The sequence below is a fragment of the Xylanimonas sp. McL0601 genome, from assembly GCF_049852175.1.
In the GTDB taxonomy this organism is placed as follows: domain Bacteria; phylum Actinomycetota; class Actinomycetes; order Actinomycetales; family Cellulomonadaceae; genus Xylanimonas.
On sequence record NZ_CP187527.1, the window covers coordinates 443,347 to 456,092 of the forward strand.

Annotated in this window: 12 protein-coding genes; all 12 read right to left on the bottom strand. The window is 75.8% G+C overall.

What is annotated here, in order from left to right; all coding sequences use genetic code 11:
• Positions 1 to 27: 27 nt before the first annotated feature.
• Positions 28 to 894, bottom strand: a complete 867-nt coding sequence (locus tag ACO4JP_RS02015) for a CPBP family intramembrane glutamic endopeptidase (RefSeq protein WP_425955733.1) — start codon at positions 892 to 894, stop codon at positions 28 to 30.
• 9 nt (positions 895 to 903) lie between these two features.
• Positions 904 to 1,338, bottom strand: a complete 435-nt coding sequence (locus ACO4JP_RS02020) for an SRPBCC family protein (RefSeq protein ID WP_425955734.1) — start codon at positions 1,336 to 1,338, stop codon at positions 904 to 906.
• A 69-nt stretch (positions 1,339 to 1,407) separates the two neighbouring features.
• Complete coding sequence (locus tag ACO4JP_RS02025) at positions 1,408 to 3,939, bottom strand: heavy metal translocating P-type ATPase (protein WP_425955735.1); 2,532 nt, start codon at positions 3,937 to 3,939, stop codon at positions 1,408 to 1,410.
• Between the two features lie 82 nt (positions 3,940 to 4,021).
• Positions 4,022 to 4,489 carry a heavy-metal-associated domain-containing protein gene (locus tag ACO4JP_RS02030; protein WP_425955736.1) on the bottom strand — a complete coding sequence of 156 codons (468 nt, stop codon included), beginning with the start codon at positions 4,487 to 4,489 and terminating at the stop codon, positions 4,022 to 4,024.
• A 26-nt stretch (positions 4,490 to 4,515) separates the two neighbouring features.
• Positions 4,516 to 4,821, bottom strand: a complete 306-nt coding sequence (locus ACO4JP_RS02035) for a metal-sensitive transcriptional regulator (RefSeq protein ID WP_425955737.1) — start codon at positions 4,819 to 4,821, stop codon at positions 4,516 to 4,518.
• Positions 4,822 to 4,917: 96 nt separating this feature from the next.
• On the bottom strand, positions 4,918 to 5,544 hold the full coding sequence (locus ACO4JP_RS02040; protein ID WP_425955738.1) for a dihydrofolate reductase family protein: 627 nt from the start codon (positions 5,542 to 5,544) through the stop codon (positions 4,918 to 4,920).
• A 46-nt stretch (positions 5,545 to 5,590) separates the two neighbouring features.
• Positions 5,591 to 6,916, bottom strand: a complete 1,326-nt coding sequence (hemL, locus tag ACO4JP_RS02045) for a glutamate-1-semialdehyde 2,1-aminomutase (protein WP_425955739.1) — start codon at positions 6,914 to 6,916, stop codon at positions 5,591 to 5,593.
• Positions 6,913 to 7,863, bottom strand: coding sequence for a porphobilinogen synthase (gene hemB, locus ACO4JP_RS02050; protein ID WP_425957032.1), 951 nt, complete (start codon positions 7,861 to 7,863; stop codon positions 6,913 to 6,915). Before hemB ends, hemL begins: the two co-directional genes overlap by 4 nt.
• Positions 7,864 to 7,910: 47 nt before the next feature.
• A complete protein-coding gene (locus ACO4JP_RS02055; protein WP_425955740.1) occupies positions 7,911 to 9,032 on the bottom strand; it encodes a uroporphyrinogen-III synthase in 1,122 nt (373 codons plus the stop codon).
• Complete coding sequence (gene hemC / locus ACO4JP_RS02060) at positions 9,029 to 10,078, bottom strand: hydroxymethylbilane synthase (RefSeq protein ID WP_425955741.1); 1,050 nt, start codon at positions 10,076 to 10,078, stop codon at positions 9,029 to 9,031. Before hemC ends, ACO4JP_RS02055 begins: the two co-directional genes overlap by 4 nt.
• Before the next feature lie 68 nt (positions 10,079 to 10,146).
• Entirely contained in the window at positions 10,147 to 11,580 is a 1,434-nt protein-coding gene (locus ACO4JP_RS02065) for a protoporphyrinogen/coproporphyrinogen oxidase (RefSeq protein ID WP_425955742.1), read from the bottom strand.
• Complete coding sequence (hemE, locus tag ACO4JP_RS02070; protein WP_425955743.1) at positions 11,577 to 12,713, bottom strand: uroporphyrinogen decarboxylase; 1,137 nt, start codon at positions 12,711 to 12,713, stop codon at positions 11,577 to 11,579. Before hemE ends, ACO4JP_RS02065 begins: the two co-directional genes overlap by 4 nt.
• Between the last annotated feature and the right edge of the window lie 33 nt (positions 12,714 to 12,746).

Consider the following 12,746-nt stretch of genomic DNA (forward strand, 5'->3'; position numbering starts at 1 on the left):
GCGGGAGCGACATCCGGGCCGCCGGGTCTACGTGAGGCCCAGCGACGCCCGCCACGACGCCGGGATCAGCGCGTAGCCGACGAACGCGACGATGTCGAGCAGCGTGTGGGCGACCACCAGCGGGATTACGCGGTGGCGGCCCCAGCGCGAGCGGTACCACCACGCGAAGACGACGCCCATGACGGCGTTGCCGAGGAACGGCCCGAACCCTTGGTACAGGTGATAGCTGCCGCGCAGCAGGGCGCTCGAGACGAGGAACCGCCAGTCGAGCCTCTCGGTGGGGGACCAGCCGAGGTCGCGGGTGCGCTCGAACAGGTAGGCCACCACGATGACCTCTTCGAGAGCCCCGTTCTGCAGAGCCGCGAGCACCAGCACCGGAACCGTCCACCAGTGGTCGTTCAACGCGCTGGCCTGCACGGACACGGTGATGCCGAGCAGGCGCCCGACGGCGTAGAACGCCAGGCCGGGCAGCCCGATCGCGGCGGCGAGCGCCACGCCCCAGGCGACGTCCCTGCGGCGACGGCGGGGCGCGGCGACGTCGGGGTCGAACGCGTCGCGCCGGCGCAGGTGCCAGTCGAGGCCGATCGCCCGGCTCACGGGCGGTGACCCGGGGCGGATCGCGAGCAGGTACACCGCGAGCAGCACGGGCATCACCGCGAACCCGACCGTCAGCAGCTGATAGGTGAGGTCGAGGTACGGCCGGGGCGACTGCGAGGGGTTGAGCGTCGCGCTCTGGTCGGCGAGCGGGGTGCCCTGCGTGAGCCGGGCGATGATGTTGACGACCGCGTACACGCCGGAGCGCCCGAGGCTCAGCCCCAGGAGGATCCAGATCTCCCAGATGATGCGGCGTCGCCGCGTGGCGTCGGGAAGCGCAGCGGGGGCGGCGGCGGTCACGTGCCCAGGTTAGGGGGCGGTGCTGGACGGGCGCTGCAGGCGATCTCGCAGGCCCGCGGCCTCGATCTCGACGAACCGGCGCACCTTGCCCCCCAGCATCATGCCCGTCAGGCCCGCGAGCGGGCCGTGCTGCTCGATGGTGAGGGTGACGCGACTGCCGTCGTGGGTCGGTGCGACGACGTGCGTGGCCGACGTCGTCACGCCGGTCGCGTGCGAGCTCCAGCTGAAGGACGCCCCGGGCTCGACGGCGGTCACCGTCCACTCGGCCGGCGGCATGCCGGGCTGGCGTACCTTCACGTGCTCACCGGCCACCAGCGGGCCGGCGGCCGAGCGCCGAACCGACATCATCGACTTGGTCCACGTGGGCCAGGTCTCGACGTCCTCGAGCACGCGCCAGACGTCCTGGGGCGGGGCGGCGACGTCGACGGTGGTGTCATACCGCATCTGCCAACGGTGCCCCATGCGGCCGTCCTCGGCACTTCGTGCCGACCTTCGCAGGCCGGCGGCCAGGTCTCAGCTCGCCCGGCGCAGGCGGAGGCTGTTGGCCACCACCAGGACCGAGCTGGCCGCCATCGCGCCGCCCGCGATCATCGGGTTGAGCACGCCCGCCGCGGCCAGCGGGATCGCCGCCACGTTGTACGCGAACGCCCAGAACAGGTTCTGCTTGATGACCCGTAGCGTCTGGCGCGACAGCCGCACGGCCGAGGCGGCGGCGCGCAGGTCTCCGCGCACCAGGGTGATGTCGCCGGCCTCGATCGCGACGTCGGTGCCGGTGCCCATGGCGAGGCCGAGGTCGGCGGTGGCCAGGGCGGCGGCGTCGTTGATGCCGTCGCCGACCATCGCCACCACGCGGCCCTCCGCCTGGAGGCGGGCCACGGCCGCTGCCTTCTCCTCGGGCAGCACGCGGGCGACGACGTCCGCCGGGTCGATGCCGACGGCCGCCGCGGCGGCGCGGGCCGCGCCCTCGCCGTCGCCGGTCAGCAGCACGGGCCGCAGCCCGAGCGCGCGCAGCTCGCTGACGGCCTGCGCAGACGTCGGTTTGGCGGGGTCGCGCAGCTCGAGCACCGCGCGGGCGGCGCCGTCCCACGCGACGACGACGGTGGTGGCCCCGCCGTCCTCGGCGCGCTCGACGGCGACGGCGACGTCGTCGGGCACGGTGAGGCCCTGCGCGGCGACCCAGGTGACGCGGCCGACCACGACGCGGCGGGCGTTGCCCACGCCGAGCGGGGAGAGGCCGGAGTGCGCGACGCGCACGACGCCCTCGACACCGCCACCGGGCGTGGCCAGGAACGAGGACACCTCGAGCGCCCCGACCGCCGCCCCGTCGCTCTCTTTCGACGTCGTACTTGCTGGCGTTCCCAGCTCGAGAACGCCACCGGGTACGACGTTCAAAGGCGGGGTGGTGACGGCCGGCGCCGGGGCGGCGACCGCAAGACCGGGGGCGACGACCGCCAGAGCGGGGGTGGCGGCGCCCGCGAGAGCGGGGGCGACGACCGCCAGAACGGGGGTGGCGGCGCCCACGAGAGCGGGGGTGGCCGCCGGCAGCGGGGTGGCGGCCGCGACCGCCTGGGCGATCGGGTGCTCGCTCAGCGCCTCGACCGCGGCCGCGTACCGGAGCGCCTCCGCGGCGTCGACGCCCGACGACGGCGTCACGCGCTCGAGCGCCATGCGCCCCTGGGTGACGGTGCCGGTCTTGTCGAGCACCACGGTGTCGATCGTGCGGGTGCGCTCGAGGATCTCGGGGCCCTTGATGAGCACGCCGAGCTGGGCGCCACGGCCGGTGCCCACGAGGATCGCCGTCGGCGTGGCCAGGCCGAGCGCGCACGGGCACGCGATGATCAGCACCGCGACGGCGGCGGTGAAGGCGTGGTCGACGTCACCGGTGGCGAGGATCCAGCCGCCGAGCGTCAGCAGGGACAGCGCGATGACGATCGGCACGAACACGGCCGAGATGCGGTCGCCGAGGCGGGCGATCGGGGCCTTGCCGGTCTGAGCCTGCGCGACCAGGCGGCCGATCCGGGCCAGCGTGGTCTCGGCGCCGACGCGCGTGGCGCGCACCAGCAGGTGGCCCGAGCTGTTGACGGTGCCGCCGACGACGGCGTCGCCGATGGTGACGTCCACGGGGACGGGCTCACCGGTGACCAGCGAGGTGTCGATCGCGGACGAGCCGTCGATCACCTCGCCGTCGGTCGCGACGGTGGCGCCGGGGCGGACCACGAAGACCTCGCCGGCGTGGAGGTTCTCGATCGGCACGCTGGTGGTGTCCCAGGCGCCGTCGGCGCGGCGCAGCGGCTCGCCGCCCGGCGAGAGCGCGACGCGCTCGGCGTCCTTCGCGCCGAGCTCGAGCAGGGCGCGGAGCGCGTCCCCGGCGCGGCGGCGCGAGCGGTGCTCGGCGTAGCGCCCCGCGAGCAGGAACGTGACGACGACGACGGCGACCTCGAAGTAGAGGTGCTCGCGGCCGCGGGCCAGCTCGACGAACGACCAGGTCATCGCCGCGATCACGCCGATCGAGACCAGCGTGTCCATCGTCGAGGACCCGTGCCGCGCGGCCCGGAAGGCGGCCCGGTGGAACGGCCAGCCGGCCCAGCTCGCGACGGGCAGCGCCAGCGCTCCGACCACCCAGCCCCAGCCGGGGAAGTGCCACGACATGACCATCGAGATGGCGACGACGGGCACGCTGAGCACCGCCGCGACCACGAGGCGGCGCCTGAGGTCGCGGCCGTGGAGGTCGATGTCGCCCGCGTACCCCTCCGCGTTGTCAGCCCCAGGGTGTTCCGGGGCGCTCCGTGGCCCTGACAAGGCGCCCGTCACCTCGGCGCCGTAGCCCGCGGCCTCGATCGCGGCCACCAGCGCGGCGTCGTCGACGTCGGACGTGAGCGTCACGTGGGCGCTCTCCAGCGGCAGGTTGACCGTGGCGGTGACGCCGGGGATCTTCTGCAGCTTGCGCTCGACGCGTGCGACGCACGACGCGCAGGTCATGCCGGTGACGGCCAGGTCGACCTCGCGCAGCGGGCCGGTCTCCGGGATCAGGGTGTCGGTGCTCATGTCTCGCTCGGTTCGGGTGCAGTCGGAGGCGTGCAGGATCGGCCGAACACAGCGCGTGGCCGGCGGAACGCGCCGCCGGGGATCAGTTCAGCGGGACGATCGGGAGCCCGATGCCCAGCCCCTGGCGGCCGTGGCCGCCGCACCCGCACGCGCAGCCACCGTGCGACTCGGTCGTCGCTGCGGCCGGCGCTGCGGCCGGCGCTGCGGCCGGCGCTGCGGCCGGCGCCGCGTCCGTCGCATCGGCGACGTCACCGGACGGGCGCACACCCGTCGCCCGGTAGGCGTCGGCGCGCTCCGTCATCTGGGCGGCGAGCGCGTCCTCGAGCACGTCGACGCCGACGACGTCGTAGCCGGCCTCGTCGATGGCCTCGCGCAGCGCGTCCTCGGTGAGCGGTGCGGCCGAGTGGACGGAGATCGACGACGCGCCGCCGTCGACCAGCTCGACGGTGACGTTGCCGACGCCGTCGACGGCCTTGAGCTCGCGCGTGACGGCAGAGACGCAGTGGCCGCAGGTCATCCCGGTGACGGAGAGGGTGGTGAGGGTGGTCATGTCTGTCCTTGGGTCGGGTTCGGGGGTCAGCTGCGCACCAGGCGGCCGATGGCATCGGCCGCCTCGCGCACCTTCTCAGCTCCGGCGTCGGGCGACTGCCGGGCGGCGTCGACGACGCAATGGCCGAGGTGGTCCTCGACGAGCGCCAGGCTCACGGCCTGCAGCGCGGACTTGACCGCCGACACCTGCGTGAGGATGTCGATGCAGTACACGTCCTCGTCGATCATGCGGGCGATGCCACGCACCTGGCCCTCGATGCGGCGCATGCGCCTGAGATACGCCTCCTTGTCGGAGGCGTAGCCGTAAGGGCCGTCGTGGGTGTGCTCGCTCATGCCACCCAGCACATACCCCCATGGGGTAGCGCGTCAAGCGGGCGGCGCGACGAGGGCCCCTTGGCTGCGCGCTGCGGGACCTTCGGCCCGGCGACCTCAGCGCACGACGTCGTACGTCACGTGCGTCGCCGTCGACGATGCGACCGACGCCCGCTGCACGAGCTGCACGGGCCCGACCGGTGCGCCGTCGGCCCCGGCGAACAGGGGCGTCCCGCCACCGAGCACCACGGGCGACAGGTGCAGCTGCAGCCGGTCGACCACCCCGGCCGCGAGCGCCGACCCGATGGTCGCGCCGCCGCCCATGAGGACCGCGTCGCGGGGCTCGCCGGCCGCGGCCGAGGCGGCGTCGGCGAGCTCGCGGGCGCGCGCGACGGCGTCGGGCAGGCCGGTGGTGACGAACTCCCAGAACGGCAGGCGCGTGCGGGCGGGCGGCGTCGAGGTCACGACGACGAACGCGGGCTTGCCGACCTCGCGGGCGCCGTAGCCGACGTCGTCGTTCCAGCCGCCGGGGCCGTCCACGACGTCGAACAGGCGGCGGCCGAGAAGGACGGCGCCGCTGCGGGCCGTGCCGGCGGCGAGCTGGGCGCCGTCCACAGGGTCGTCGCTGAACGCCCACGTGTGCAGCGCCTCGCCGCCGTCCCCGAGCCCGTTGCCGGGGCCGGGGTTCGGCCCCGTGACGAAGCCGTCGAGCGAGATGCTGATGTCCGCGATGACGAGTGCCATGAGATCGGGACGACGCGCGCCCAAGGCACTCATCGGCCCCCGAGGGTCAGGGGGTCGCCGCGGCCGCCGCCTGCGCCGCCGCGGGCAGCGCCTCCACGATCCGGCCGAGCGCGGCGTCGTCGTGCGCCGCCGACAGGAACCACGCCTCGAAGACCGACGGCGGGAGGTTGACGCCCGCGTCGAGCATCGCGTGGAAGAACGCCCGGTAGCGGAACGCCTCCTGCTTCTGGGCCTGCGCGTAGTCGCGCACGCCTGACGCCGCCGCGTCCGGCCCGAAGAACACGCTGAACAGCGACCCGGCGTGCTGCACGCGATGCTCCACGCCAGCAGCGTCCAGCGCTTCCCCGACCGCGGTCGACAGCGTCGCCGCGGCCGCGTCGACGTGCGCGTACACCGTGTCGTCGGCGAGGCGCAGCGTGGCCAGTCCGGAGGCGACCGCCACCGGGTTCCCGGACAGCGTGCCCGCCTGGTACACCGGCCCGAGCGGAGCGAGCTGGTCCATGATCGCGGCCGGCCCGCCGAGCGCGGCGACCGGCATGCCGCCGCCCACGACCTTGCCGAACGTGAACAGGTCGGGCGTGTAGCCCTCGGCACCCGCGGACCCGTTCTCGAGCCCCCACCAGCCCGACGGCCCCACGCGGAACCCGGTGAGCACCTCGTCGAGGATCAGGAGCGCGCCGTGCTCGCGAGTGATCCGGCGCAGACCCGCGTTGAACCCGGGCAGCGGCGGCACCACGCCCATGTTCGCGGGCGCGGCCTCGACGATCACGGCGGCGATGGCGGCCCCGCGCTCCGCGAACGCCTTCTCGACGGCGTCGAGGTCGTTGTACGGCAGCACCAGCGTCTCGGCGGCGGCCGCCTCGGTGACGCCGGCCGTGCCCGGCATGGCCAGGGTCGCGACGCCGGAGCCGGCCTCGGCGAGCAGCGCGTCGACGTGCCCGTGGTAGTTGCCGGCGAACTTCACGATCAGGGGGCGCCCCGTGACACCGCGGGCCAGCCGTACCGCCGTCATCGTCGCCTCGGTGCCCGTCGACACCAGGCGCACGCGCTCGGCGGCGGGGACGCGGCGGCGGATCTCCTCGGCCAGCTCGACCTCGGCCAGCGTGGGCGCCCCGAACGACAGGCCGCGGCCGGCAGCGTCCCGAACCGCCTCGACCACCGACGGGTGCGCGTGCCCCAGCAGCGCCGGCCCCCAGGAGCAGACCAGGTCCACGTACTCGCGCCCCGCGACGTCGTACACGTACGCGCCGGCGGCGCGCGTGAGGAACCGCGGGTCGCCGCCCACCGAGCCGTAGGCCCGGACCGGCGAGTTCACGCCACCAGGGATCGCCGCCTGGGCGCGCAGGAACGCCTCGTGGTTGTCGATGGTCATGCGATCCACTCCGCGATCTCCAGAGCCCAATAGGTGAGGACGATGTCCGCGCCGGCGCGCTTGATGCCGAGCACGCTCTCCAGGACGGACGCCTTGCGGTCGATCCAGCCGTTGGCCGCGGCGGCCTCGATCATCGCGTACTCGCCGCTGACCTGGTAAGCCGCGACGGGCACGTCGGACCGGTCGGCGACGCCGCGCAGCACGTCGAGGTAGGAGCCGGCGGGCTTGACCATGACGATGTCGGCGCCCTCGGCGAGGTCGAGGTCGGCCTCGCGGAGGCCTTCGCGGCCATTGGCGGCGTCCATCTGGTAGGTGCGGCGGTCGCCCTGCAGCGCGCTGTCCACGGCCTCACGGAACGGGCCGTAGAAGGGGCTGGCGAACTTCGCCGAGTAGGCGAGGATCGACACCCCGCTGTAGCCGGCGTCGTCGAGCGCGTCGCGGATCACGGCCACCTGGCCGTCCATCATGCCGCTGGGCGCGACGACCTCGGCGCCCGCGTGTGCCTGGGCCACGGCCATGGTGGCGTAGCGCTCGAGCGTGGCGTCGTTGTCGACCTCGCCCGTGGACGTCAGGACGCCGCAGTGCCCGTGGTCGGTGAACTCGTCGAGGCAGGTGTCGGCCATGACGACGGGGCCGGGCCGGCCGGTCTCCTGCTCGACGGCGGCCACGGCCTCGCGGGCGATGCGGATGCCCCGCTGCAGCACGCCTTCCGGCGCCTCGGCCTGCGAGCCGACGGCGTCGCGCACCGCGGGGATGCCGAACAGCATCACGCCGCCGAGCCCGGCGCGGGCGGCCGCCTCCACGGCCTCGCGGAGGGTGGCCTCGGTGTGCTGCACCTGCCCGGGCATCGACGTGATGGGGACGGGCGCGTCGATGCCCTCCTTGACGAAGAGCGGCAGCACCAGGTCGGCCGCGTGCAGCCGGTTCTCGGCGACGAGCCGCCGCATCCGGGGGGTGGCGCGCAGCCGTCGCGGCCGGTAGACGATGCCAGAACTCACGTGTCGCTCCTCGGGGGCGTCGCTGTCGGTGCAGGTGGGGAAGTATTCGTAGAGCGCAGAGGCCCATTCTCCGCAACCGCGACGGCGCAGAGGGCCTCGGCGAGCGCGGCGTCCGTCGGGGCGCTCGCGATCGCGACGACCTGGAGGCCGGCCGCGGTCGCCGCCTCGGCGGACGGGTTGCCGATCGCGACGACCGGCGGCGCGTCCCGGCCGAGCTGCCGGGCTATCTCGCGGGCGGCCGACCCGGCGGCGACCACGACGGCGTCGATCCGTCCCTCGCGGGCGGCAGCGACGACGTCGGCGGGCAGGGCCGCGGCCACGGTCCGGTAGGCGACGACGCACTGCACGTCCCACCCGAGGGCGCCGAGCCCGTCCGCGAGCGTGGTGCGCGCGAGGTCCCCGAGCGGTAGCAGCACGCGCGCCCCTGAGGCGGTCCCAGGCAGGGCCGCCCGCGGGGCCTCACCGGCGCCTGACACGCGGGCATCCTTCCCGGTGTCAGGGCCACAGCGCGCCCCGGCGCCCCCTGGCCCTGACACGTCGCCGAGGCTCTGGGCGTTGTCAGGGGTAGCGGGCGCCCCGGACCGCCGTGGGCCTGACACGTCGTCCCTTGGGGAGTTGTCAGGGGTAGCGGGCGCCCCGGACCGCCGTGGGCCTGACACGTCGTCCCTTGGGGAGTTGTCAGGGGCAGCGGGCGCCCCGGCACGCCGTGGCCCTGACAAGCCGGGGGGTGGCGGGAACGCCGCCGCCAGGTCGGCGGCCGTGCCGGCGGCCTCCAGCGCGACCTCCACGCCCGCCGCCTGCAGCGCGCGTGACGTCGCCGGGCCGACGGCGGCCCAGCTCGTCGCCGCGTCGGCCAGCGTCACGCCCGTCCGGGCCGACGCCGCGACGAGCGCCTCGACGCCGTTCACGCTCGTCACGGCCACCCACGCATACCCGTCGAGCCCGCGCACCGCGGCGTCCAGCGACTCCGTCGTGCCCGGCGCTGCCGTCGCCGTCACCGGCGCGACGAGCACGTGCGCCCCGAGCTCGCGCAGCCGCTCAGCGAGCGCGCGCGCCCGCTCCGGGGCGCGCGGCACCAGCACGGTGCGCCCGGCGAGCGGCAGAGCCTCGAAGGTCACGAGCGGCCGTGGTCCTGCCCCGGGGCGCCTGCCTCGGTCGGGTCGGCGAGCGCGGGGTCGGCCGTCGCGGACGCCGGCCGTGCCTGCGTCGATGCGAGGGGCGCGAGCTGGTCGGCGCCGTCGGCGAGCAGCGCCTCGGCCACCCGCACGCCGAGCTCGCGCGCGTCGTCGTCGTCGTCGGCCGCCGTGCGCTCGAGCGCGACGGTGGCGCGGTGCCGAAGCATCTCGGTCCCGTCCGTCCGCGCGACGACGGCGCCGAGCACCAGATGGCCCTCCTCGACCCGCGCGAGCGCGCCGACGGGTGCCGCGCACCCGGCCTCGAGCCGGGCCAGCACGGCACGCTCGGCGATGACCGCCAGGCGTGTGGCCCGGTGGTCGAGCGCGGCGAACGCCTCGGCGAGCGGCCCGCCCTCGGCGACGTCGGCGGTGCGCGCCTCGACCGCGAGAGCCCCCTGGCCGGGCGCCGGCGCGACGACCGACGGCTCGAGCGCCTCCGTGATGGCGTCGGTACGGCCGAGCCGCACGAGGCCCGAGCAGGCGAGGACGACGGCGTCGAGGTCCGCGTCCGGGCCGAGCGCCCGCTTCAGGCGGGTGTCGACGTTGCCGCGGATGTCGACGACGTCGAGGTCTGCGCGGGCGGCGCGCAGCTGGGCGGCCCTGCGGGGCGAACCGGTGCCGACGCGCGCTCCGCGGGGGAGCGACTCGAGCGTGAGCCCGTCCTTGGCGCACAGGGCGTCGCGGGGGTCCTCGCGCTCCGGCGTGACGATGGTGAGGCCTTCGACGGGCGTCGTCGGGAGGTCCTTGAGGCTGTGGACGGCGACGTCGCAGCGGCCGTCCAGCAGCGCCTCGCGCAGCGCGGCGACGAACACGCCGGTGCCGCCGAGGCTCGCGAGGGAGCCCGTCAGCACGTCCCCCTCGGTGCGGACGTGCACCAGCTCCACGGGCCTGCCCGTCAGCTCCTCGAGCCGGCGGGCGACCAGGCCCGACTGCGTGGTGGCCAGCGCGCTGCCGCGCGTGCCGAGACGGAGAGGGGTGGTGTCGCTCACCCGCCCAGTGTCGCGCGCCGGGAGGGCTGTGCGAAAACGCTTCGCTGCGTGCTGTGTCACACCCGTGGCTACAGCTCCGCGACCGCCGACTGCGCGTGCGTCACGATCGACGCCAGCCCCGTGCCCGCGACCCAGCCCCCGACGACGGCGAGCCCGTCCGTCTTCTCGACGGCGTCCGTGAAGCCGCCGAGCGCCGCCCGGTACGCGGGCGTGGGCGGCGGCAAGGAGCCGTCCCAGCGCTGCACCAGGTGGTCGCGCACACGCCCGGCCAGGTCGACCCCGAGCAGGGCCGCCGCGTCGCGCGTCGCCCGCTCGACGTCGGGGTTCGCCTCGCCGTCCCCCAGCCGCCCGTAGCTGAGCCGCACCACGTGCACGCCGGGCCCGGCGGCCGCGCGGACCCGGCCGGCGAGCCAGGGCCACTTGGCGGTGGCGTGCGTGAACGCCTTGGCGGCGACGCCGGTGACCCCGGCGCCCGCCGCGTCGGGCGCGATGAGCATGCCCGTGCCGCGTGGCGCGCTGTCGAGCTCGGGCGCGTCGAGCAGCAGCGCGACCAGCGCGATGGGGGCACCCGGCGCGGGCGTCGGCGCCTCGGCCCCGACGGTGCCGGCCAGCAGAGGAGCCGCCCCCGGCGTCGCGACCACGAGCCGCGGCGCGCGCACCACCGCGCCCGACGACGTCGTCACCCGCCAGGAGCGGTCGCGCTCGATCCCCGCGACCTTCTGCCCGGTCCGCACGCCCGCCCCGGCGAGCGGGCCGCCGTCGGGCGCCGCGGCCCAGCGCTCGGCGTCGGCGTTGAGCTCGCCCACCAGAGCCTCGACGATCGCGTGGACGCCGCCGTCGACGCCGCGCACCGCCGACCCGGCGGGGGCGGCTCGGCGCTGCGACGCAACGGCGCGCGACAGCGAGCCCTCGCGCACGAACGCGTCGAGCAGCCCGGGCGCGACGGCGTCGACGTCGAGCGTGTCGACGGTCGCGGAGTGCACGCCGGCCGCGACGAGCGTGACCAGCCGGTCGGCGACGCGCCTGCCCAGCCGGGAGCGCACGAGCGCCCCGAGCGAGGACGTGTCGGCGAAGCGTGCGGGCAGCACGCGGTCGAGCGAGGCCCGCAGCACGCCGGGCCAGCCGATCGCCCGGCGGACGTCGGCAGCCCACGGCACCGAGGGGATCCCCAGGATCCCGGCGGCAGGCAGCGGGAACGTGCGCCCGGCGGCGTAGCCCCAGGCCTGCGCGGCGGCGGGGGTGACGACGTCGAGCCCCAGCTCCTCGGCGAGCGCGGTGACGGCCGTGCCGCGCGCCGCGTACGACTCGACGCCCACGTCGACAGGCACCTGCGGCAGCGTCGCGAAGTGCCCGCCGCGCACCGGGCCGCCGGGCAGGGAGTCGGCCTCGAGCACGACGACGCGCAGCCCGCGCCGCACGAGGGTGCGCGCGGCGGTGAGCCCGCCGATGCCTCCGCCGACGACGACGGCGTCGACGCTCTCCACCACCGCGCCGGCGCTCACAGCGCGTGCACCAGCTCGACGATGCGGGTCAGCACGGTGGGGTCGGTCTCGGGCGGCACCCCGTGCCCGAGGTTGACCACGTGGCCCGGGGCGTCGGCGCCTCGCGCGACGACGTCGCGCACGTGCGCCTCGAGCACCTCCCACGGCGCCGCGAGCAGCGCGGGGTCGATGTTGCCCTGGATGCTGATGCCGTCGCCCACCATGGCGAGAGCCTCGTCGAGCGGCGTGCGGTAGTCGACCCCGACGGCGCGGTCCGCGATGCCGGCCGACGTCAGGACGTCCCTCATCGCCTCGAGCAGGTGCCCGGTGCCGGTCCCGAAGTGGATCGCCGGCACCCCGAGGTCCGCGACATGCCCCAGCGCGCGAGCCGACGACGGCGCGACGCGCGCCTCGTAGTCGGCCAGCGAGAGCGAGCCCGCCCAGGAGTCGAAGAGCTGGACGGCCGAGGCCCCGGCGAGCACCTGCTCGCGGACGAACGCGCCGGTGAGGTCGGCGGTCCAGGTGACCAGCCGGTCCCACGTCGCGGGGTCGGCGTGCATGAGAGTGCGGGCGGCGAGGTGGTCGCGCGACGGGCGGCCCTCGACCAGGTAGGCGGCGAGCGTGAACGGCGCTCCGCCGAACCCGATGAGCGGGGTGTGGCCGAGCTGGGCGACGGTCAGCCGCACCGCCTCGCGGATCGGCGCCAGCGCCTCGGCGTCGAGCGACTTCTCGACGAGACGCGCGACGTCGTCGGGCGTGCGGTACGCCTGGTCCATCACGGGCCCGACGCCGGGCTGGATGTCGACGTCGACGCCCGCGAGCCGCAGGGGCACCACGATGTCGGAGAAGAAGATGCCGGCGTCGACGCCGTGGCGGCGGACGGGCTGCAGGGTGATCTCGGTCGCAAGGGGCGGGTTGAGACACGAGTCGAGCATCGCGTGCCCGGCCCGGACCTCGCGGTACTCGGGCAGCGAGCGCCCCGCCTGCCGCATGAACCACACCGGCAAACGTTCTGGCCGGTCGCCGCGTAGGGCTCTGACCAGCGACGACGTCGCGGTGCGGCCGTCGACGAGCGGGTGGTCTGCGGGCAGGGGCGCCGGGGTCGTCGGGACAGTGGCACCGGACGGCTCGACGGCCGGAGTGGGTGAGGTCACGGTCAAGGATTCTGCCCTGTCGCGCCCGGGCGA